This window comes from Bacillus sp. SW14, assembly GCF_047608225.1.
In the GTDB taxonomy this organism is placed as follows: Bacteria; Bacillota; Bacilli; order Bacillales; family Bacillaceae; genus Bacillus; species Bacillus subtilis_G.
Genome location: NZ_JBLKRW010000001.1, coordinates 2,330,281 through 2,351,900, shown reverse-complemented (window position 1 = coordinate 2,351,900; position 21,620 = coordinate 2,330,281). Strand labels below are relative to the sequence as shown.

Genomic DNA, 21,620 nt, shown 5'->3' with positions numbered 1-21,620 from the left:
GGCATAAAATGCGCCTGAATTTATTTTTTAAGGGGGAAATCACATGGCTCAATCTCATTCTAGTTCAGTTAACTATTTTGAAAGCGTAAACAAAGTGGTTTACGAAGGGACAGACTCCACTAATCCTTTAGCATTTAAATATTATAATGCTCAAGAAGTAATCGGCGGAAAAACGATGAAAGAGCATTTGCGTTTTTCTATTGCTTATTGGCATACATTTACCGCTGATGGCACAGACGTTTTTGGAGCGGCTACGATGCAAAGGCCGTGGGATCAGTATAAAGGAATGGATCTGGCCAAGGCGAGAGTAGAAGCAGCATTTGAATTGTTTGAAAAACTGGATGCACCATTTTTTGCTTTTCATGACCGAGATATTGCACCCGAAGGAAGTACGTTAAAAGAGACGAATCAAAATTTAGATCGTATCGTGAGCATGATGAAAGAGTACATGAGAACCAGCAACGTTAAGCTATTATGGAATACTGCAAACATGTTCACGAATCCACGTTTCGTCCATGGTGCCGCGACTTCCTGCAATGCAGATGTGTTTGCGTACGCTGCAGCACAAGTAAAAAAAGGGCTAGAAACAGCAAAAGAACTTGGCGCCGAGAATTATGTGTTTTGGGGCGGCCGTGAAGGATACGAAACATTGTTAAATACCGATTTAAAATTTGAACTTGATAATTTGGCCAGATTTATGCATATGGCAGTGGATTATGCGAAGGAAATCGGGTATACAGGGCAGTTTTTGATTGAACCAAAACCAAAGGAGCCGACCACTCATCAATATGATACAGATGCAGCAACAACCATTGCCTTTTTGAAGCAATATGGCTTAGACAATCATTTTAAATTAAATCTCGAAGCCAATCATGCCACATTAGCCGGACATACATTCGAACATGAATTACGCATGGCAAGAGTACACGGTCTGCTTGGCTCTGTTGACGCGAACCAAGGTCATCCTCTTTTAGGCTGGGACACGGATGAATTTCCGACAGATTTATATTCCACGACATTAGCAATGTACGAGATCCTGCAAAATGGAGGCCTTGGAAGCGGCGGATTAAACTTTGACGCAAAGGTCAGTAGATCTTCTTTTGAGCCTGATGATTTAGTATATGCCCATATTGCGGGGATGGATGCATTTGCAAGAGGATTGAAAGTAGCTCACAAATTGATCAAAGAACGTGTGTTTGAAGATGTGATTCAACATCGTTATCGCAGTTTTACTGAAGGGATTGGCCTTGAAATTACAGAAGGAAGAGCTAACTTTAATACACTTGAGCAATATGCGCTAAATAATAAATCAATTAAAAATGAATCTGGAAGACAGGAACAATTAAAAGCAATATTGAACCAATACATTTTAGAAGTATAACAGATGAAAGAGAAGCTCCATCCTGTCGTAAAAGATATAGCAGGATAGCCAAGTTACCTGAACTACCCGTCATGATTCCTTACCTCTTGATTATGGATATGACGGGTAATTTCTAAAATTCGGATTTATGTAGAGCGAATGGTTTTTAAAGGGTTAAGGAGTGAAAACATGAAGTATGTCATTGGAATAGATCTTGGAACGAGTGCTGTTAAAACCATTTTAGTTAATCAAAACGGCAAGGTTTGTGCAGAAACATCCAAAGCATATCCGCTCATCCAAGAGAAGGCGGGATATAGTGAGCAAAATCCTGAAGACTGGGTGCAGCAAACAATTGATGCATTGGCTGAATTGGTTTCTATATCTAACGTTCAAGCCAAGGATATTGACGGAATAAGCTATTCAGGACAAATGCATGGATTAGTACTGCTTGACCAAGACAAACAGGTGTTACGTCGTGCCATTCTTTGGAATGATACCAGAACGACGCCTCAATGTAACAGGATGACCGAGGAATTTGGCGATCATCTGCTTGACATCACAAAAAACCGTGTTCTAGAAGGGTTTACATTACCAAAAATATTATGGGTGAAGGAACATGAACCTGAACTTTTTAAAAAAACTGCTGTTTTTTTGCTACCGAAGGACTATGTGAGATTCCGTATGACTGGTGCGATTCACACTGAATACTCCGATGCAGCAGGAACTTTACTTTTACATATTACTCATAAGGAGTGGAGTGATGATATTTGCAATCAATTTGGTATTTCTGCAGCTATTTGTCCTCCGCTTGTTGAATCTCATGAATGTGTAGGGTCGCTGCTTCCCAATGTTGCGGCGGAGACAGGGCTACTGGAAAAAACAAAAGTGTACGCTGGGGGAGCAGATAACGCTTGTGGTGCTATCGGAGCCGGTATTCTCTCTTCCGAAAAAACACTATGCAGTATTGGGACATCAGGGGTCATACTTTCCTGCGAAGAAGGCAATGAAAGAGATTTTAAAGGAAAAGTGCATTTTTTTAATCATGGAAAAAAGGATTCTTTTTATACGATGGGGGTCACGCTTGCTGCAGGATACAGTTTGGACTGGTTTAAAAGAACGTTTGCACCAAACGAATCGTTTGAGCAATTACTGCAGGGGGTGGAATCTATTCCGATAGGGGCAAATGGACTGTTATACACTCCTTATTTGGTTGGCGAAAGAACGCCGCATGCGGATTCTTCTATTCGGGGAAGCTTGATCGGAATGGATGGAGCTCACAAAAGAGAGCATTTTTTGAGGGCAGTAATGGAAGGCATCACCTTCTCTTTACGTGAATCAATTGAGCTATTTCGCGAATCGGGTAAATCAGTTCATACTGTTGTTTGTATCGGTGGGGGAGCTAAAAATGAAACGTGGCTTCAAATGCAGGCAGATATTTTCAATGCGAGGGTAATTCAATTAGAAAATGAACAAGGTCCAGCCATGGGGGCCGCTATGCTAGCTGCCTTTGGGAGTAGGTGGTTTGAATCCCTTGAAGAATGTGCAGAGCAGTTCATTCGTGAGGCTGCTGTATTTTATCCAAAGGAACAAAATGTTCAAAAGTATAAAACACTATTTGATTTGTATAAGAACATTTACACTCACACAAAGGATCTCAATTCGGCTTTGAAGAGCTTTCGAAAAGCAAAAGCCTAATGAGAAGTGCGGGACGTAAATAGTGTATTATGTTTACGCACAACACCCCTCACGTTAACGCAAGGGGTGTTTTCGCTGTTTCTATATCATTCAACAAGCTTAAAAAGCACGATTGACTCTATCTATAATGAGTTACTAAAACAGATAAAAAATATAGAGTATTATAAAACATCTACTAATCCCTTTTGATCAATGAGCGCTGTGTGTCTTAAATAAATTCAAGAAGATAAGCGTGCAGAAGCAGAAAAAAATACATAACTAGGCATGGGATCACACAAGGAGTGCGGTCTTTTACAGAGCGGAAACATTCCCACAAAGATTAAGAGAACTTAGTTCTGGGTTAAGTGTTTTTTCCTTTGGATATTAAACTTTGTGATCGGTTTTGTGTACAAATTCATGCCGGAAACAAAGGGGCGTACATGTAAAGAACGCAAAGAGCATTTTCGTTCTCGACACGATAAAAATACCATGAAAAATCAGTTCTTAAGGTATAATCAATCATTAAGTTGGCGCATTATATCTCTCAGTATATAGGAGGTTGGTTTCGGAAAAGTAAAATCCCCCGGTAGAGGAATCTTGGTCAGCATAAGTATTTGCAAAAAACGCACGTAAAATCCTACACGTACATTACTGGAGTGGATACCTTGATAATCTCGCCATCTCTTATATAAAAACGAGGGATGCGGCGGCTTAATGTTGACACCACTTCGTAGTTAATCGTATTAAGCATGTCAGCAACTTCATCAACGGTGATCTCAGCTCCTTTTTGCTGACCGTAAATCACGACTTCCTCTCCTTGTTTACCTTCACCGTCCTCACCTAAACTAACCATGATCATATCCATTGTCACTCTCCCCGCCACTCGCACTCGTCTTCCGCGATGAAGAACAATTCCGCGATTGGAAAGTTCACGAGAATAACCGTCAGCATATCCGACCGGGAGTGTAGCAATGACTTCATCGGGTTCTGCGATGTATGTAGCACCATAGCTAACGGTTCGGGGTTCTGTCCGCATGGTTTTCACATAAGCGATGCGTGCCTTTAAACTTAATGCAGGTTCAAGCTTAACGAGGTTTAGTTGTTTGATATAGTCTGAAGGATATAAGCCGTACATGCCGATGCCTAAACGAATCATATCAGCGCTATATTCAGGAAAAGCGATCGCCGCAGCCGTATTGTTCATATGCACGGTGGGCAATTCAATGCCTTGATTTTTTAAAAAGCTGAGAAAACTGATAAATTTATCGTGCTGCAGCTTGGTTAGTGTAGTGTCTGGTTCATCAGCTGTTGAAAAATGGGTATAGATACCTGCCCATCTTAGGAATTTACTTGCTGTTAATGCTTTCACTACTGCTAAAAGTTCTTCTTTTGTGCGTAACCCTAATCGACCCATACCGGTATCCACATTAATATGAATACCTAATCGGTCAGTACTCTCTTCGTTTTCCAATATCTTGTTCGCTTTTTGAATCCAATCAACCTGAAATGCTGTTAACTCAATATTCCAAGCCGCTGATTTTTTCACACAACTAAGGGATGTAAAACCTAGCACAAGGATAGGTGCTGTAATGCCCGCTTTTCGTAAAACGATTCCTTCCTCTACGCTGGCAACAGCGAGCTCACTCGCCCCGTTTTCCAGGGCATGGCGCGCCACTTCTACAGATCCATGACCATAACCGTTCGCTTTTACGACAGCCATAATTTTGCTCTTATTTGGAATATGACGGCGAATCGCTCGCAAATTTTTTTTTATGGCATCAAGATCGACTTCGATCCAAACTTCTCGGCAAAGCTTTGTCATCATCGCTTCCTTCCTTCTTATGGAATAGTAAAAACCGCATTTAGCCGCAAAAATAAATGTTAATTGTTGGATGCGTTCAATCTTATTTTATTCAACTTCATTTGAAATCATTCAACAGTAAATCCATGATATACGAGAAGGTGATCATCGATGCCGAAGCTGGCTTCCGGAAGGTTTCATGAACTGGAACTCTCCTACATAGGAGTACCCCGAACAACAAGCGGGACATTTATATGAAGGTACTGGCTGGACTGACCTCTTCTTGATAAAGAACAGGGGAATACAGGGCGCCTATTGTACAGACGAAGAAAATTTGTGAAATGAGTATTTCATAAGAAAGAAGAGCGGTATCAAATGGCAGTCGATTTCGTGTTACACCAATCTAACAATTGAGTATAATTTTAGAGAGGCGTTTACATGAAAAGGGGAGTTCATTTTCAAATACCGAATGAATATGGAAATGATCTATGGAGAATACTGCAGCCGTTAGAAATAGCTAATTATATGTGGCACAAACGAGTGGAGAATCCTATTTTGTTGTAGATGGAGAGCTCGATGATGAGGAGTTCTTTAATGATTACTCAATTGTTGAAGGGGCTGACTTTGCGAAACGATTAAAAACAAATCAGCACTATACCATTTTCGTCGATCTGCATGTACATTTGGAAAAAAAGTTATCAAGGCCAGACATATGAAAAGTTTATTGACAGTGACTGCGAATTTGTCCTATTGTTGGCAGATAGCGGCTATGTTTCGATATACTGCAAAGGCAGAAGTGACATAGAAAAGCTCTGCTTCAATGCTTTGAAACGATTTTCTTCAATTTATAACTGATGAAAACGACACAAGAACAGGTCTTTACAGTATGATAGTTAATATTTTTAAAGGAGCTAATACATATGACAATGCAAATAAAAATTAAATATCTAGATGAAACCCAAACGAGAATCAGCAAAATTGAGCAAGGAGATTGGATTGATCTCAGAGCTGCTGAAGATGTAACAATCAAAAAAGATGAATTTAAACTTGTCCCATTAGGTGTAGCAATGGAATTGCCTGAGGGTTACGAAGCACATGTCGTTCCCCGTTCAAGTACATATAAGAACTTTGGCGTTATTCAAACAAACTCAATGGGTGTTATCGATGAATCGTACAAGGGTGACAGCGATTTTTGGTTCTTTCCCGCTTATGCATTGCGTGATACAGAGATTAAGAAGGGTGATCGTATCTGTCAATTTAGGATTATGAAGAAAATGCCAGTAGTACAATTGGTTGAAGTTGAGCATTTGGGGAATGAAGACCGTGGCGGGATTGGATCAACCGGAACAAAGTAAATAACAAACCTTGACTGTCTTCATAAAATGCTGGACTGATTATGAAGATACATCAAAAGCTTGTTGGAAATCGAGCATAGATGAAGTGAAAGGGGAGTTGTTTTAAACAAAGCCCAATTTCGTAAGGACAAATGACATTTGATATTGAGGGAAATACAATGCAATAAACCAGATGCAAAGAATAGGGGATTGAATATGTTTAGACAATATCCAATGTGGTACACGCCACCTCAGTACAATTTTTTGCCTCAATATCAAGCTTACACATCATTTAGTGATCCTAATCGATGCTACAGTATCTGTATGTACCAGACACACGGGAACTATCAATACTGCAGTAGACTTTGCTATGAACAAATCATTGTATAATCAACAAAGGAGGAGGTCGATTCCTCCTCTGAAATGTCTGATTGTGTCACCATTTTATCATTAAGTCGCTGACGCTTTTCCTTCCAGGATGAAAATAATATCCAGTGTCAGTCAGTTCTTTTCCCTTCCAATTTAGGTGACCAGTTGTGATACCATTAGATCGTAATTCGTTTTCGAGTTTATGTATGTCTTGGTTATAAATTTCTTTAGGAAAACCATTTGGATTTTCCCCCCAAGCAGCTATAACATGATCGGATTCACCGCAAATTCTTAAAATGGTGCCTAAGTTTTTTGTTTTCATAAATCGTTGTTTGTCTGGAGATGAAATCTTAATATTTTCCAGTAACTCAAACAAATTTTCTGAATTAGGTTCGTAGAAGGGATAGGCGTTTACAATGTATATTGTACCTATTTCATAACAGTTTTCTCTTGTATGGAGAAGTTCAGACAGAATGTTAATTGTAGGATCAGAAACTGTTGCATCAGCATCACTCGGATTTTTACAAATAAAAGTACATACTTTATCAAACTTATTATCAAGTTTAATTTTTAAAAAGTAACGTATTTTAACACTGCCTATGTTATCGAACTCAAAACCAGTCACTTTTTCATTGTGCTTATATAAGGATTTTCTCATGCTTCACCTCATTACTAATTTAAAAAGGAAGAAAGGATTTTAAAATGACTCAATTTGATAAACAATACAATTTAATTATAAAGGATATAATGAATAATGGAATCTCAGACGAAGAATTTAATGTAAGAACCAAATGGGACTCTGATGGAACACCGGCACACACACTTAGTGTAATCAGTAAGCAGATGAGATTCGACAACTCAGAAATACCTATTTTAACGACCAAAAAGGTGGCCTGGAAAACGGCCATAAAAGAGCTGCTCTGGATTTGGAAGCTTAAATCTAACGATGTTACTGAATTAAACAAAATGGGCGTACCTATTTGGGATCAGTGGAAACAAGAAGACGGCACTATCGGAAATGCTTATGGATTTCAACTGGGGAAGAAAAACAGAAATCTAAATGGAGAAAAAGTCGATCAGGTTGATTATCTTCTTCATCAATTGAAGAACAACCCATCTTCACGGAGACACATTACCATGCTGTGGAACCCTGATGAACTAGACGCAATGGCTTTAACACCATGTGTATACGAGACACAATGGTATGTTAAACAAGGGAAACTCCACCTTGAGGTAAGAGCGCGGAGCAATGACATGGCCTTGGGGAATCCATTCAATGTATTCCAGTATAATGTGCTGCAGCGCATGATTGCTCAAGTCACTGGTTATGAGCTTGGTGAATATATTTTTAATATTGGGGATTGCCATGTGTACACACGTCATATCGACAATTTGAAAATTCAAATGGAAAGAGAACAGTTTGAAGCACCTGAACTATGGATCAATCCTGAAGTTAAAGATTTTTATGACTTTACCATAGATGATTTCAAGTTAATCAACTATAAACACGGGGACAAGCTTTCATTTGAGGTAGCGGTTTAATGCTGCCTCTTTTTTTATTTATTAAAGGTAATATTCTATCAAGATATAAGTGCGAATAAAAAGAAAAGAAAATTATAGCGCAAACGAAGCGAAGGGATTATTTGAAAAGTGATGGATTGTCTTACGTGCAAGAGAATGCCCAGATTCTTTGATCAAAAAATTGAATGAACGATGAAAAGGCTAGTGGTTTTATAAGGTGTTAATTCCTGCTAATAATACCGTGATGCTTAAGAATATTATAATGCAAAGAAAAGCCCATACAATAGCTGTAAATGGATTGTTGAGTCCTATCCTATCTTTCCAACTTTTATTTGTGGATTGACTGATTTTGTATTTTGCTAACTGGATACAAAAGATCACATTCAAAAAAAATGAAATAACAAGAGCTATAACTAAATAAAGGTTCATTTTCATCAACCTTTCTAAATTTCTTAAACACTTGAATAGCTAAAGTGTAAACCCAATATTAACATAAACATATTTTACTTTAAAGGATCAGCATTAAACAATAAATACGATACTATATGCACTTTGAGGGTTATTTATTCTTGAAATTAAATCAACAGTGTTACCTTATATAAATATTGATAATTTCTTGGGGTATAAACATAAGTGACAATATTATTTAACCAGACTTCTTAATGACAAGTGATAGAGAAGAGATGCTCAGGACAAAAGTTCATCCTACGGAAGGCGAATAGTATAATCATTATGATCCTTTCATTCTTTGCACTATTAGTGGCAGGTTTTTTTGATTTTGGTTAAAAAAATAAATGAGCCATATTTTTAGCATTAAATTGTATTACTGAATCAACTGCCTTTAAAATTTGACAGAGTATGATGAAATAGCGCTATGTCAAATGATTTTATACTAAGAGTTACAGTATTATTCTCTTGGCCTAGCTATATTTTCATTAAAATATTCTTAATATTTAAAAATAACCATTTAAATATATTTCTAGAAATTGTATACTTATATGGTACTAAATGAATACATAGAAAGGACTGTTGTCGATGAAAAAAGTTTTTTGTAAGTTAGCCATTAGTTCCATTGCTCTATTTATATTAAGTGTTCCTAATGGCGATGTATTAGCTGCTGAAAAAGGAGCAGACAAGCCTGTCATAATTAAAGATGTTGAATCAGAAGTGCAAACAGTATTTGCAAACGAGTCGATTGAATTAACAAGTAACTCAGGAGACGGAGAGTTTACTGCGCAATTTGTGAATGATTTTCGTAATGTTAAGATGAATGTTAAAACGTATAAAAGTTGGTCTAGTTTTAAAAGAGTTTCCGACAATATAGCAACGGGGAGTAAAGGAGGATCTATTACTGCAAACAAAACAGTTACTTTTACAACAACTGTAAGTGGAACAATTAGTGGTTTAGGAATATCTACTGCAGGCTCTGTAGCTAGCTCTAAAGGATACACTCTAAATGTTGGAGCTAATAAAAGAGTCTATATGGCATATAGAGTTAGGTATAATGTAGAAGAAGGATACAACTGTCGCAAGGATATTGTTACTGGTAAATGCGTATCAAAGAAAAAATATGTAGTTAAAAAACCTATGTATGGAGAATATGCTCTAAAAAACTATTAATTTTTATATAAAAAAGATTAGCTTTAAAAGCTAATCTTTTTTATTAAGAAGAAAATATCCTAATTTTGAAACTAGATACAAAGTGAAAGCAATCATTAATGTTCTAGATATAACAATTCCATGAATAGCTAAATCATATCCAGCAGGTATCAACGCTTTTGTATTAAACGTAAAATACATTGATACCAGAAGAGCAATAATAACAAAAATAATCCCCAAAAGACCTGTTTTTTCGTTTTTCATACAAATTCCACCCTATATTATAATATGATAAAAATAAACGAAGGAGCTGAAGATTTTGACAATTCACTTTATATTAATTAAGCAATGGGATATTGTCAACCTAGGCTTTTAATAATATGTATTTCTAAAGTATTTATAAATCTTACCAAAGTTATTTTAAAATTTCAACTTTTTCTAGTGCAGGAGAAATCTTTTGCTTCTTTCTAATCGTAATCCCATAAACAAAACGTCTTAATTTACCGCTATTCGTATATCCTATAAATTTTTGGATACCGAACATTTTAAGGAGAAACGAAGCAGCAAAAAGCCGCCTGGCAATGCCGGCGGCTTTTTGCTGCTTCGTTTATTTATTAACAGAAATCGTAACGTTATTTCCTGAAACAGAAACCTTTGCGTTATCTTGCGTATCTATGACAGGTGTGACGGCTTTATTGTCGATTGTAATGTTGTTAAAGGCTGTCGAAAAGGTTGCTTTGATGGCAGAACGCTGACTTTCATACGAAACAGCTGCGGTAGCAAGAGTTTTCCATTTTGAGATTGTGCCGATATTGGTTCCTTGGATTTCTGTGATAATTCGGCCTGTATACCCGTCATTGTTCGTTCCCCAAAGGGTCATGCGTGTATTGCCGTTCAAATTTTTATAGATTGTCATTTGGACTGTGCTTCCAGGACGGAAACCTTTGGTATATGTGAATTTGTCTTTTCCTTCGATGTACGTTTCATCATTTTTGGCCCCGACCTTCATGAGAGGCTTCCAGACGTTGTATTGTTTGCTGTACTGAAGCCCGAGATCTGCCTCAGTTCCGCTTTTTGCGCTAAATCCTGAATAAATATACGGAGTAGAGACCGAGTCATTATTTTTTACGGTGTCAGGAAGCTTGATTTTAGCTGTGAAAACGGCGCCAGTACTGTTCAGATAGGCGCGGCCGCCGATTCCTTTAGGCAGCTGGGAAGCTGCTTTTGCGACCTGAGTGTCTGCCGCGGGCAAGCCAGGAATACCCGATGAAAGTGTTCCGAAAAGAACTGCTGTTCCTACTGCACCTGCAATCAATACTTTTTTCAACACAATTCCCCCTTTTGATAATGGTTTCGGCATTAATTATACCTTATTTTGGAACAGGATTTATGGATATAAATCGACAAAATATTTCATATTGGGATTGTTTAAGGAGAGAAACTGCTCCTCCAATCTGACACTTTTAACATTATAATAATGAAAGGACCAGTTCACAATCGTTTTAAACGATTTGAAATCTTCCTCAAAATAAAAGTACAAATGCTTAAAGAAACGATAATCAAAAGAATGCCAGCTATCGTTTCCCAGCCTTTGAAAAAGAGGTGATGTTTCTTAAATGTCTGTCCTTGCAAAATGATAAAAACACAGATACCGACTAAAAAAAGAAAACAAATACTTAGAGTCGTTAACGCTTTACGTGAGTATGTTTTCATTTCGTCTTTAACATACAGCAATACGAAAACAAAGCAGCTAACATTGGCAATCGTTCTTATCACCTCACCTCAAAGCTTTTCATTGCAAAAGATATAAATAGACAAAGTAAAATGAGATAAAATACTATGTTTTTAGACAAAGAACCTCTCCTTTTATGTATGGTCCTCAAAGAGTTTACAAAAGTTTCTTTGCACCTGCCATACTTGGAAGTGGGAACAAATACACAATCATAAACTAATTAAACTATGTACTAAATATTCAATATAAATTTAGACATCGTCATTAAGGAAAAATTCAAATTAAACCACAGCAGGTCAAACAAAAAAACCCGGCATTCAACCGGGGAAAAAGTGAAAATGAGGAGATGTTAATGGAATTTAGTAATGTTTCTTATGCTTTTTATACTCTACAACATAATCATAGTCTTTTTTGTCGTGGTCATAATATTTTTTGTCATAATCACAGTCGTAATCTTTTTTATCACGGTGATCGTAGTATTTTTTATCATATTCATAATATTTCTTATAATACGTTTTTTTGACCGTATAATACTCTTCTTTATATTTTTTGTAATAACCCATATATACTCCTCCTTTATTGTTCATACGCTTTATGATATGGCGAATTGATTGTGCGGCTTGGACAGTTACAATCATAGAAGGAAAAAAGGGCTGTCCAAAATCACTCAGAAAAATCCGATTTTTCATCGACCGCATCATTTATCTTATATTAGTTTATCTTCTATGTTTCTGAATCACTCTTTTTCTTACATTCTGAGTCAGTCTGCTGGTCGATTCTGATAAGGTTTTTTCTGCACCGAAGGGCGAAATGATAACGAGGCTTTATGAAGAGGAGACTGCCTCCCAGACTTTCTGAATAGGCACCACCAGAGTAATGTTTTCCGTAATATCCCGTAATGGATTTTTATGATTTTGATCCATTTCGTTTACCTCTTGACAGATGATGTTTTTTCAATTAAATCATATAATAACTAATAAGATCATGGCCATTCGCTTTCATTATTTATTTGCAGTCAGTTGATGAACATTTCTGTCAAAGGGGGCGTTTTGCATGTATGAGAAAGAAAATACAGCGAGAGAGTGGAAAGTGTATATTTTCGTCTTTTTGTTGATGATTGTTTGTGCAGCTGCAATTGTTATTGTTGGAGAAAAAATCCGGTTCAACCAAATTGTTCTGCGAGGATTTGATGGGTTCATCAGTTTTGTTTTATTAGCCAACGTACTGTATTTCTGGAGGCGGAGCAAGGGTATCGCCTTTTTTTCAGGAGTTTTAGCTTTACTCAATTTCATGATGGTCATTTCTTTGAGTTAGAATCTAAAACAGGAGGTTTTTTATGCTTGGAAAAATCAAAGCAACCATTGATAACAGTCCGGGAAAGCCGGCTAGGATTGTAGTCAGTGAAAAAACGTTTCAGCAACTGGAGAAAGAGATGCGTTTTGTTTACGTTTCTAAACCGAAAACGATAATGGGAATACCTGTGGAAGTGTCAGATCAGGCAGAAAGCTTCAAACTGGAATATTAATTGATTCCGAACTGAAAATGAGCATTTTTTATCATATAGTTAAGATTCGTTATCATTTCAACCAAGCGCTTGCAAACATGGTTCAGTTTTTTATACTTAAGTGGAGTATTTCTGCTTTTTTAAAATGCTGAGAACATGGGAGGAAGCGATGCGCGAACATAAGAGCAACAGCTTTAAAACGCTGATAGAAATTTTAATTGTTTCAACAAGACTTGGGTTTACATCATTCGGAGGTCCCATTGCTCATCTGGGCTATTTCTATGAAGAATATATTCGCAAAAGAAAATGGCTTGATGAAAAAAGCTATGCCGATTTGGTTGCTTTGTGTCAATTCTTGCCTGGTCCGGCGAGCAGTCAAGTTGGGATTGGAATTGGTGTTATGCGTGGCGGGTTACTTGGCGGGATCGTTTCATTTCTCGGCTTTACGCTGCCCTCTGTTTTGGCACTGATCATATTTGCTCTTTTATTAAAACACACCAATATAGAGCAAGCCGGATGGATTCATGGTTTAAAGATCGTAGCGGTGGCAGTTGTTGCCCACGCTATAGCGGGAATGGCTCAAAAACTGACGCCCGATGTCAAACGAAAAACGATCGCATTGTTTGCATTGATTGTTTCACTTTTATGGCAAACCGCGTATACCCAAGCTGGCATTATCGTCATCTCCGCAGCGATTGGTTTTCTGGTGTTTAAAGAGTCTATCGACAAAAAAGAATCAGCTTTTCATTTTCCTATCTCTAAGACATTCGGAACCGTGTGTCTTTCATTATTTTTCGGATTGCTGGTTCTTCTGCCCGTCCTTCGAGAAACTGCGGATTTGCGTTGGCTTTCTATGTTTGACAGCTTTTACAGGGCGGGTTCCTTGGTTTTTGGCGGGGGACATGTTGTATTGCCCTTATTGGAACAGGAATTTGTACCAGCTGGAATGATCAGCAAAGAAGCATTTTTAGCAGGATATGGTGCAGCACAAGCTGTGCCGGGACCGTTATTTACATTTGCCGCTTATCTAGGTGCAGTCATGGGCGGCTGGCAAGGCGGAATGTTAGCTGCCATTGCCATTTTCCTGCCGGCGTTTTTGCTGATTTTAGGTACGTTGCCCTATTGGGATGTTTTGCGGAGGTACCCTAACCTAAAGGGAGCTCTTGCAGGCGTAAATGCAGCGGTAGTCGGAATATTAATTTCAGCTTTTTATTTTTCGATTTGGACAAGTGCGATTTTGAATCCAATTGATTTTGCGTTTGCGGCCGTATTGTTCAGTATGCTTGCTTATTGGAAACTGCCTCCGTGGGTTGTCGTGTTCACTGGTGTGATTGGCGGCTTTCTTCTGAACCTTCTTTAATCTTGCTTTCTCTAAAGCGTGATGAAGATATTCATCATGCTTTTTTTATTGTCAAAAAAGAGGAACATAAAAAATAGATGTATGGGAAAAATAATCCTATTAGAGAGAAAGGAATTGACAGATGGATAATATGATATCAACACTTACTGACTGGACAGTATGGTTTCAAGCATTCGTTGTATTCCTCATTCCATATGCAATCAATAAAGTATTTACTTGGATTGAAAAATAAGAAGGTGCAATCATGAGGTGGCGGAACAATCAGCACAAAACACAGAAGCAGCATCAAGGCTCAGATCAATCTAAAGCTGAAAAGCCGGATCAAGAAGTGTTAACCGGTAACTTTGAGTGCGACATTGAGCTATTCAAAAGAAAAATCGGGCATAACGGAGACGTTCATATCCGGGAATTTGAGATCACTCATTTACATGTGAAAGCAGCATTGATCTTTGTTGATGGACTGTCTGATCAAGATTCGATTAATAAAGGAGTATCAGCGTTGCTGGTCATGAATCAGCCTAATCAGGTAAGAGAGGACATATCTCAATCTGGAAAAGGCATTTTAAATTCGCAGGATATAAAGAATCAAATCGGATCAATCTGTGATGTCGTAGAAGCAGAAAAAATCAGTAATGTCGTGCTGGATGTTTTCATGGGTTCAACAGCGCTTCTTATCGATGGAATGCCGCAGGTCTTTCTTCTGGGAACCATAAAGAAACAAAATCGAAGCATTGAGGAGCCGCTATCTGAAGCGCTTGTCAGAGGGCCGCGTACGGGCTTTACAGAAGAGTTGAGTACGAATACAGCTCTTTTAAGGCAGCAAGGAAAAAATGATCAATTAACATTTCAGAGATTTGAAGTAGGGACAAGGCTAAAAAAGGATTTAATCATCGCTTATATGTATGACATAGCAGATCCAGAAGTGGTCGAGGAAGTAAAAAAAAGAGTGAAAGGAATTGAGATCGATCATCTGCCGGAATCTGGATATGTTGAACAGCTGATCGAGGATAATTATCTCAGTCCCTTTCCGCAAGTACAAAGTACAGAACGGCCTGATCGCGTCATCAGCGGATTAATGGAAGGCAGAGTAGCCATTCTGCTTGACGGCACCCCGTTTGCTTTGCTTGTTCCGGTCACTTTCAGCATGGTGCTTCAATCGCCTGAAGATTATTATGAACGGTGGTTCCCAAGTTCATTTATCAGATTACTGAGGTTCATTGCAGCAATCATCACGTTATTTGCACCGGCTTTATATATATCATTTATTTCTTTTCATTCAGGGTTAATTCCAACCAAACTGGCAATTTCAATTTCCGGGACGCGTCAGGGTGTTCCATTCCCATCAATCATTGAAGCTTTATTTATGGAAATTGCGATCGAAATTTTACGAGAAGCGGGGCTTCGTCTGCCAAAACCCATCGGACCTGCGATAGGCATCGTTGGCGGGTTAATTATCGGGGAAGCAGCTGTGCAAGCGGGCATTGTCAGTCCTATTATGGTCATTGTTGTTGCGCTCACAGCAATCTCTTCATTTGCCATCCCGCATTACAGTACAGGCATCGCACTTCGGATGCTTCGGTTTGGCGCGATGTTTTGCGCGGCGGTGTTTGGGTTATTTGGAGTTATTATGTATTATCTGCTGTTAAGCAGCCATGTCGTAAAGTTGAAAAGCTTTGGTCTTCCATACGCAAGCCCAGCGGTCCCTTATTATGTGAAAGATTGGAAAGATTTTATCATCAGAATGCCTCTCTTAGTCATGAAACGCAGACCAAAAATCATGAATACAGATAATGCAAAACGGGTGAAATGACGACTTAGACAGGATGGTGATAATCTCATGTCCAGCCCAAAGAGTAAAATTACAACCGCACAAGCAACGGTGATCATTATTAATTATATGCTCGCTGCAGGAGTTCTCACGCTCCCTCGGACAGTAACAGAACAAACAAAATCGCCTGATGGATGGATTTCCATTTTATTAGGCGGGGTTATCGCGATCATTGCCGGAATAGTCATCGTGAAATTAAGCCAGCAGTATCCTGAGGAGACGTTTTATGAATATGCTGGTCATATTGTAGGCAAATGGCTCGGCGCTTTAATCAGTCTCATTTTCATTACTTATTTTTTAGCTCTCGGTGCCTTCGAAGTGAGAGTCATGTCAGAAATTGTTGTGTTTTTTCTCCTTGAAGGGACGCCATCGTGGGCGATAGTCATGACGGTTCTTTGGATCGGGCTTTATTCAATTACACAAGGGCTCGATCCCATTGCCCGGCTTTTTGAAATGATCTTTCCGGTTACGGTCATTATCTTTTTAACTGTAGCGGTCATGAGTATAGGTATATTTGAGGTCAACAATTTACGCCCTGTATTAGGAGATGGAATCATGCCGGTTCTCAAAGGAGTGAAAACAACGGCCCTTTCGTTTACATGTTCTGAAATTATGCTTATTCTAGTAGCGTTTATGAAGAAACCGAAAAAGGCGTTGAAAGCGGTTGTAATCGGGACAAGTGTTGTGACATGTTTTTATATTTTTACGCTGATTATGGTTATCGGTGCAATATCCGTTGACGGTGTTGTAACGAGAACATGGCCGGCACTTGACCTGATGAGAAGCTTTGAGATATCTGGTTTAATATTTGAACGATTTGAATCATTCCTGCTAGTCATTTGGATTATGCAGCTTTTTGCCACGTTCATTATCACTTTTTATGCAGCTTCTTTAGGAGTCTCGCAAGTTTTCAAAAAGAAACCCGTTTCATGTATGTTTTGGCTGCTTCCTGTTGTTTTTATTCTCTCTTGCATGCCCAAAAATGAAAATGATGTGTTTATTTTGGGCGATATGGTCAGTCATATGGCTTTGTATATATTTGGCGTTCTGCCGATTTTGCTTTTAGTCATATCGAAATGGAGGAAAAGAGGTGAAACGTAAAATCAAACATCCAGTGTCCGCTATTGCCATCGTATGTTTGTTTATGATTTGTGTAACAGGGTGCTGGAGCAGCAGGGAAATAGAAGAGCTTGGTCTCACATTTGCGATCGCAATTGATAAAGGAAAAGAAACAAATACTGAAAAAGAGTTAAAAGAAGAGGGAGGGAGCTATCCAAAACAAGACAACCTTACACTGACCTATCAATTTGTTAATGAAAAAGTGGTAGGTGCGGGACAAAACGGAGGAGGCGGCGGACAAGGAACGCAAAAAGCGTATCAAAATATAAGTGAAACAGGTGATTCGTTACAACAGATTGGGAGCGAGGTTGCATTAAGAAGGGACCGTGAAGTGTTTAGCCCGCATTTAAAAGTGGTTGTCATGAGTGAAGATGTATTGCGTACATATCCTATCGACAAAATGCTGGATCAATTTTTTCGTGATAATGAAATCAGGCTGAGCTGTCTTGTTTTATCTGCAAAAGGGAAGGCGAGAGATGCCCTCCAACTGAAAGAGAGTGATGAAATTCCGGCATTTCGGCTGACTGGATTAGTTGAGAATGAACATAAAGTTTCCAGAATACTTCGCCCTGTAACACTCGCGAAACTAATCGGTAAACTGCATTCCGGCAGCAGTTTTTTACTGCAAAATGCAGTCTCGGCAAATGGAGCGGTCAAGTATTCCGGATCAGCGGTAATTAACGGGAAGTCTAAAAAAATGATCGGCTTTTTAGATGAATATGAAACGGAGGGAATTGCTTGGATTGCCGGAGGAGGAAAAGGCGGAGTTGTAAAGTGCTATGATAAAAAGAGCCAGCAGATTATCGCGTACGATATCAATTATATAAAAAGTAAAATCAAGCCTATAATAAAAGGAACGGATATATCATTCCATGTGGATATTGAATCGGAAGGGGATTTGGTTGAAAACTGGAACACAAATGAGACGTTGGACACACAGTTTATAGAACGTATTGAAAAGAATATTGAAAACGAAGTGAAAAAAATAGTCGGTCATGTATTAAAAAGAATCCAGCAAGATTATAAAGCTGATGTTGCGGGTTTTGATGAATCATTAAGACTTGAACATCCGGACTTATGGAAAAAGGTGAAAAAGAACTGGGATGACACCTTCAGCAAGGCCGACATCACGTACAGTGTAAACACCACAATTACTCATTATGGAACGGTTAAAACTCAGTAATGAATCAAATAGATTTTTAAAAAGAAGAGAAAGAAACATCTCTTCTTTTTCTTATGCATTTTTCAGGATGAAGATACTTTTTTTGGGGTAAATGCATTTTTTAAAACAATCAATATGATAATATGAAATTGCTTAAAATAGAAGGGAGGAGGGGCTGTGAGACAGAAACCGATTTATGTAGAAATCGAAATGAGATCTGACCTGGATACGCTCTGGGAATATACGCAAACCCCAGCGCTGCATAAAGAATGGGATCTCCGGTTTTCAAATATCACATATTTGCCTAAGCAGCAATACGAAAAGCAGAAGTTTCTTTACGAAACAAGAATAGGCTTTGGGCTAAAGGTATCGGGTACAGGAGAAACAGTCGGTGTTTTCGACAAATATTCATCTGAAAGAGTTTCTTCACTGGCTTTTGGATCTGATCATCCGTTATCCCTGATTAGGCGCGGCAATGGCTACTGGAAGTATATACAGCGAGACAACGGGAACATGACGTTTTTAACACAGTACCAATACAAAACAGCCTACGGACTGCCGGGAAGATGGATCGATCGTTTATTTTTTCGGCCGCTGCTTGGCTGGGCGACTGCATGGAGCTTTGATGTACTAAGGCTTTGGATTGAGCAAAACAAACATCCGAAACACTCCATTCGATCGGCTATCGTCTATGTGTTCATATGTTTATTTTTTAGTCTGTTTTGGTTTTATCAAGGCTTTATAGGTTTTGAAACAAGTATCTTTGCAGGTACAGCGAAGATAGGATGGGGTGTTCTATGGCTCATTCCATTAAAGAAAAAATGGATCATTCATGCAGTCCAGGCTTTTATCTATGCTGGGTTCGTTTTTTTAGGTTCCGAGATATTATTATCAATTCTGTTGAGTGTGTTTTCTGCGGCAAGCGGCGTTTTTAATCTTCAGCTCCCTAGTACCCGGCACACTAAACGAAAGAGAAAGAAGTGACATTGTGAATTCGATTTATGAAAAAACGATCAAGAACTATCATTTGCTGCATCCCAAGCTGCAAAAACGATATCAATTAGACGAATCTCATACATTCAGCGGGACAGGAACGATGTCAGAAATAAGCGGAGGCTCTTTTCTGGTCAGAATGCTGTTAAAGATGGGTGTTTTTTTCAGGTGCTTCTTTTCAGAAAGAGGCAAAGACATCCCTTTTACGATACAAAATAGAACTTGTCTAATGAATCGGGAACATATCGGGATAGAATGGAATCGTACATTTTTCTTTAAAGACAAAGAACGTTTTTTTGACGCGATAATGGTATACGACGAAAAAGAAGACAAAATACTCGATTTCTTCGGCAGACCTCATCTTCTGCTCTCTGTATTAGTGTTAGAGGCATCTCTTGACGGCTCTCTTACGATTACATCGGGAAAGCAATGGCTGTTGATATGCGGAAAACGAATACCGCTGCCAAAATGGCTGACCGGTACGTCCGTTGTTTGCGAAACGTTTGATGAAAGCAAGAATTGCTTCACCATTCAAGTGCATGTGCAAAATACAATTCTCGGCACTCTTTTCTATTATAAAGGAACGTTTCAGGAAGAAGAGAGAGAATCATGTTAAAACGAAATGGCATGATCAGTACGCTTTATTTTATAGGGTTTCTTGCAGCGGAAACACCCCATCTATCAGTGGCAGAGGCGCTTGTTTTGTTATCCATCCTCTTTTTCGTTCCGGGTATTTTTCCTTTTGTCTTTCATCAATCGCCGCTTCGGGCTGCTCAATATCTGGAATCTGGTTTCATACAGTGCTATCCGGCAGCCGCTTTCTTTGCGGTGCTGGCTCTTGTGACAGACATCGGGTGGTTCGCTCTGATCTGGTGGATCTACACTGTCTTTATGGCGTTGTACGCGCTCCTTCGCTTGCGGGATACAAAGATACATAGAATCGAAGAGACCTCAGTTTTGTTCGGGCTTATCTATTTGGCGGGGGGAGGGTTTTGGTTTTTTGCTTATGCTGCACATTTGCAGATCATGCAATTTGGCCCGCTTATCATTTTGCTGACTGCAGTCCACTTTCACTATTCAGCTTTTCTGATCCCGATCTTTAACGGCTTGCTCGGAAGAACCGCCAGAAATAATCGGATGTTGTACAGTTGGATAACATGGGTGATTTTGTTTTCGCCCATTCTTATCGCACTTGGCATCACATATTCAAAAACACTTGATGTCATTGCGGTTGGCATCTATATGGCGGCGCTTTATCTTCATGCATATTTGGTGTTTACCACAGCTTTTCGCAGCAAGACGGGAAAAATTCTTATTCGGCTTTCTTCTGCCGTTCTAATGTTAACGATCACTTTTTCGATGATTTATTCATTTGGTGTATTTCGGCAGGAAGTTACACTGAGCATCAATCAGATGATTTGGATTCACGGTTTTATCAACGCGTTTGCTGTGATACTGCCCGCTCTCATCGGATGGAGGATAGAAGATCCAAAGCCTTTTGATGCAGACAGCGTAAAGATATTCAGCCGGATCTACGGAAAAAGAAGGATTGGAAAAGCCTTTTTAGCTGACATTCAGGCTGAAAATAACGTTCAATACAGAGGGCTTGTGGATGATATGGAAAGCCTTCGTTCAAAAGATTTTTCACCCGAAAAACTGGCGCCGTTCATTCTATCGTTTTATGAACAAACCGTTGAGTATGACGTTAAAGCAAAAGTGACGTGGAGCACGTGGTTTCGGCCGCTTGCATTTGTTTACGAATGGTTCAGCAGAAAAATCGGCCAAATACATCTGTCGACGAACCCTGATTGGTATAAAATGTACAGCACGATAAAGGGTGTTCATTCGAAAAAAGACGGAAGAAAAAGAGTGCGTGCCTGGATCAGAACAAATGAAAAAAACGAAACCATTTTTACCGCTCTATATTCAGTGTATCGTTCAAATGAAGAGGGGTATATGAACATCTCTCTCCCGCTTCCATTCAGCAGCATGACAGGCATTTTAAAGCCTTATCATCATCATGAGAAACTGGTTTTGACAAGCAGGCGGAGAAAAAACGGAGCTGGAGATGAGGGAATTTATCTGCAAACCAGAGCGGGAACTTGTCCGCTTCCTTTATCTGAGACCTTTCTGATAGAAGCTTCGCATGACAACAGATTAACCGCTGTTCATCATATGTGGCTGTTTGGATTAAAATTTCTAACTGTACATTACATTATTACATATTGTCGTCCAAATGAAAGAACCTAACACAAAGAAATGGC

The 21,620-nt window shown here is 38.9% G+C and carries 18 protein-coding genes and 6 pseudogenes; 17 read left to right on the top strand and 7 right to left on the bottom strand.

From position 1 onward, the window contains the following. Positions 1-43 precede the first annotated feature (43 nt). The 3 genes and pseudogenes from xylA to ACMX2I_RS12400 form a co-directional block, all read left to right on the top strand. The gene (xylA, locus tag ACMX2I_RS12410) at positions 44-1,381 is read left to right on the top strand and encodes a xylose isomerase (RefSeq protein WP_289347405.1); all 1,338 of its coding nucleotides are present in this window, start codon (positions 44-46) and stop codon (positions 1,379-1,381) included. 168 nt (positions 1,382-1,549) lie between these two features. Next, positions 1,550-3,055 (top strand): xylulokinase, encoded by a 1,506-nt coding sequence (xylB, locus tag ACMX2I_RS12405; RefSeq protein ID WP_414957096.1) that lies wholly within the window; start codon positions 1,550-1,552, stop codon positions 3,053-3,055. 298 nt (positions 3,056-3,353) lie between these two features. Beyond that, a pseudogene (locus ACMX2I_RS12400) lies at positions 3,354-3,589 on the top strand (hypothetical protein); the annotation flags it as partial. A gap of 82 nt (positions 3,590-3,671) precedes the next feature. On the opposite strand, the gene alr reads toward ACMX2I_RS12400, so the two are convergent. Further along, positions 3,672-4,856 carry an alanine racemase gene (alr, locus tag ACMX2I_RS12395; protein WP_414958336.1) on the bottom strand — a complete coding sequence of 395 codons (1,185 nt, stop codon included), beginning with the start codon at positions 4,854-4,856 and terminating at the stop codon, positions 3,672-3,674. 215 nt (positions 4,857-5,071) lie between these two features. Here alr and ACMX2I_RS12390 point away from each other — a divergent pair. From ACMX2I_RS12390 to dutA, 3 genes and pseudogenes are all read left to right on the top strand, one after another. After that, a pseudogene (locus ACMX2I_RS12390) lies at positions 5,072-5,144 on the top strand (hypothetical protein); the annotation flags it as partial. Positions 5,145-5,273: 129 nt separating this feature from the next. Beyond that, positions 5,274-5,778 (top strand): annotated as a pseudogene (locus ACMX2I_RS12385) (DUF2691 family protein). Then, positions 5,756-6,190, top strand: a complete 435-nt coding sequence (dutA, locus tag ACMX2I_RS12380) for a dUTP diphosphatase DutA (protein ID WP_414957095.1) — start codon at positions 5,756-5,758, stop codon at positions 6,188-6,190. Before ACMX2I_RS12385 ends, dutA begins: the two are co-directional and overlap by 23 nt. Before the next feature lie 415 nt (positions 6,191-6,605). On the opposite strand, the gene ACMX2I_RS12375 is transcribed toward dutA, so the two are convergent. Next, positions 6,606-7,196 carry a DUF1643 domain-containing protein gene (locus ACMX2I_RS12375; RefSeq protein ID WP_414957094.1) on the bottom strand — a complete coding sequence of 197 codons (591 nt, stop codon included), beginning with the start codon at positions 7,194-7,196 and terminating at the stop codon, positions 6,606-6,608. 44 nt (positions 7,197-7,240) lie between these two features. On the opposite strand from ACMX2I_RS12375, the gene ACMX2I_RS12370 reads away from it, so the two are divergent. Together ACMX2I_RS12370 and ACMX2I_RS12365 are read left to right on the top strand one after the other, a co-directional pair. Then, complete coding sequence (locus ACMX2I_RS12370) at positions 7,241-8,080, top strand: thymidylate synthase (RefSeq protein ID WP_414957093.1); 840 nt, start codon at positions 7,241-7,243, stop codon at positions 8,078-8,080. 1,014 nt (positions 8,081-9,094) lie between these two features. Continuing rightward, positions 9,095-9,679, top strand: coding sequence for a hypothetical protein (locus ACMX2I_RS12365; RefSeq protein WP_414957092.1), 585 nt, complete (start codon positions 9,095-9,097; stop codon positions 9,677-9,679). Between the two features lie 30 nt (positions 9,680-9,709). Here the strand turns inward: ACMX2I_RS12365 and ACMX2I_RS12360 are convergent. From ACMX2I_RS12360 to ACMX2I_RS12340, 5 genes and pseudogenes are all read right to left on the bottom strand, one after another. Further along, a pseudogene (locus ACMX2I_RS12360) lies at positions 9,710-9,928 on the bottom strand (hypothetical protein); the annotation flags it as partial. 337 nt (positions 9,929-10,265) lie between these two features. Continuing rightward, entirely contained in the window at positions 10,266-10,988 is a 723-nt protein-coding gene (locus ACMX2I_RS12355; protein ID WP_414958335.1) for a YrpD family protein, read from the bottom strand. 161 nt (positions 10,989-11,149) lie between these two features. Then, positions 11,150-11,511: pseudogene (locus ACMX2I_RS12350) on the bottom strand (YoqO family protein). A gap of 238 nt (positions 11,512-11,749) precedes the next feature. Next, positions 11,750-11,953, bottom strand: coding sequence for a spore coat protein CotC (cotC, locus tag ACMX2I_RS12345; protein WP_087991446.1), 204 nt, complete (start codon positions 11,951-11,953; stop codon positions 11,750-11,752). 264 nt (positions 11,954-12,217) lie between these two features. Then, positions 12,218-12,313: pseudogene (locus tag ACMX2I_RS12340) on the bottom strand (SRPBCC domain-containing protein); the annotation flags it as partial. A gap of 130 nt (positions 12,314-12,443) precedes the next feature. On the opposite strand from ACMX2I_RS12340, the gene ACMX2I_RS12335 reads away from it, so the two are divergent. The 9 genes from ACMX2I_RS12335 (at position 12,444) to ACMX2I_RS12295 (ending at position 21,606) form a co-directional block, all read left to right on the top strand. Then, on the top strand, positions 12,444-12,704 hold the full coding sequence (locus ACMX2I_RS12335) for a hypothetical protein (RefSeq protein ID WP_414957091.1): 261 nt from the start codon (positions 12,444-12,446) through the stop codon (positions 12,702-12,704). A 22-nt stretch (positions 12,705-12,726) separates the two neighbouring features. Beyond that, on the top strand, positions 12,727-12,915 hold the full coding sequence (locus tag ACMX2I_RS12330) for a hypothetical protein (protein ID WP_414957090.1): 189 nt from the start codon (positions 12,727-12,729) through the stop codon (positions 12,913-12,915). 148 nt (positions 12,916-13,063) lie between these two features. Then, the gene (chrA, locus tag ACMX2I_RS12325) at positions 13,064-14,254 is read left to right on the top strand and encodes a chromate efflux transporter (RefSeq protein ID WP_414957089.1); all 1,191 of its coding nucleotides are present in this window, start codon (positions 13,064-13,066) and stop codon (positions 14,252-14,254) included. A 241-nt stretch (positions 14,255-14,495) separates the two neighbouring features. After that, positions 14,496-16,064 carry a spore germination protein gene (locus tag ACMX2I_RS12320; protein ID WP_414958334.1) on the top strand — a complete coding sequence of 523 codons (1,569 nt, stop codon included), beginning with the start codon at positions 14,496-14,498 and terminating at the stop codon, positions 16,062-16,064. A 27-nt stretch (positions 16,065-16,091) separates the two neighbouring features. Next, on the top strand, positions 16,092-17,183 hold the full coding sequence (locus tag ACMX2I_RS12315; RefSeq protein WP_414957088.1) for a spore germination protein: 1,092 nt from the start codon (positions 16,092-16,094) through the stop codon (positions 17,181-17,183). Further along, entirely contained in the window at positions 17,173-18,384 is a 1,212-nt protein-coding gene (locus ACMX2I_RS12310; RefSeq protein WP_414957087.1) for a Ger(x)C family spore germination protein, read from the top strand. The genes ACMX2I_RS12315 and ACMX2I_RS12310 overlap by 11 nt, the downstream gene beginning before the upstream one ends. Before the next feature lie 156 nt (positions 18,385-18,540). Further along, on the top strand, positions 18,541-19,347 hold the full coding sequence (locus ACMX2I_RS12305; protein ID WP_414957086.1) for a hypothetical protein: 807 nt from the start codon (positions 18,541-18,543) through the stop codon (positions 19,345-19,347). A gap of 4 nt (positions 19,348-19,351) precedes the next feature. Beyond that, on the top strand, positions 19,352-19,972 hold the full coding sequence (locus ACMX2I_RS12300) for a DUF4166 domain-containing protein (protein WP_414957085.1): 621 nt from the start codon (positions 19,352-19,354) through the stop codon (positions 19,970-19,972). Then, the gene (locus ACMX2I_RS12295) at positions 19,966-21,606 is read left to right on the top strand and encodes a YndJ family protein (protein ID WP_414957084.1); all 1,641 of its coding nucleotides are present in this window, start codon (positions 19,966-19,968) and stop codon (positions 21,604-21,606) included. The genes ACMX2I_RS12300 and ACMX2I_RS12295 overlap by 7 nt, the downstream gene beginning before the upstream one ends. Positions 21,607-21,620: the final 14 nt, after the last annotated feature.

Excerpts from the sequence above, each read along its gene's own strand:
- alr (WP_414958336.1), bottom strand. The coding sequence starts at position 4,856 with ATGACAAAGCTTTGCCGAGAAGTTTGGATCGAAGTCGATCTTGATGCC.
- ACMX2I_RS12330 (WP_414957090.1), top strand. The coding sequence starts at position 12,727 with ATGCTTGGAAAAATCAAAGCAACCATTGATAACAGTCCGGGAAAGCCG.
- ACMX2I_RS12315 (WP_414957088.1), top strand. The coding sequence starts at position 16,092 with ATGTCCAGCCCAAAGAGTAAAATTACAACCGCACAAGCAACGGTGATC.
- xylA (WP_289347405.1), top strand. The coding sequence starts at position 44 with ATGGCTCAATCTCATTCTAGTTCAGTTAACTATTTTGAAAGCGTAAAC.
- ACMX2I_RS12365 (WP_414957092.1), top strand. The coding sequence starts at position 9,095 with ATGAAAAAAGTTTTTTGTAAGTTAGCCATTAGTTCCATTGCTCTATTT.
- xylB (WP_414957096.1), top strand. The coding sequence starts at position 1,550 with ATGAAGTATGTCATTGGAATAGATCTTGGAACGAGTGCTGTTAAAACC.
- dutA (WP_414957095.1), top strand. The coding sequence starts at position 5,756 with ATGACAATGCAAATAAAAATTAAATATCTAGATGAAACCCAAACGAGA.
- cotC (WP_087991446.1), bottom strand. The coding sequence starts at position 11,953 with ATGGGTTATTACAAAAAATATAAAGAAGAGTATTATACGGTCAAAAAA.
- ACMX2I_RS12295 (WP_414957084.1), top strand. The coding sequence starts at position 19,966 with ATGTTAAAACGAAATGGCATGATCAGTACGCTTTATTTTATAGGGTTT.
- ACMX2I_RS12370 (WP_414957093.1), top strand. The coding sequence starts at position 7,241 with ATGACTCAATTTGATAAACAATACAATTTAATTATAAAGGATATAATG.
- ACMX2I_RS12335 (WP_414957091.1), top strand. The coding sequence starts at position 12,444 with ATGTATGAGAAAGAAAATACAGCGAGAGAGTGGAAAGTGTATATTTTC.
- chrA (WP_414957089.1), top strand. The coding sequence starts at position 13,064 with ATGCGCGAACATAAGAGCAACAGCTTTAAAACGCTGATAGAAATTTTA.
- ACMX2I_RS12375 (WP_414957094.1), bottom strand. The coding sequence starts at position 7,196 with ATGAGAAAATCCTTATATAAGCACAATGAAAAAGTGACTGGTTTTGAG.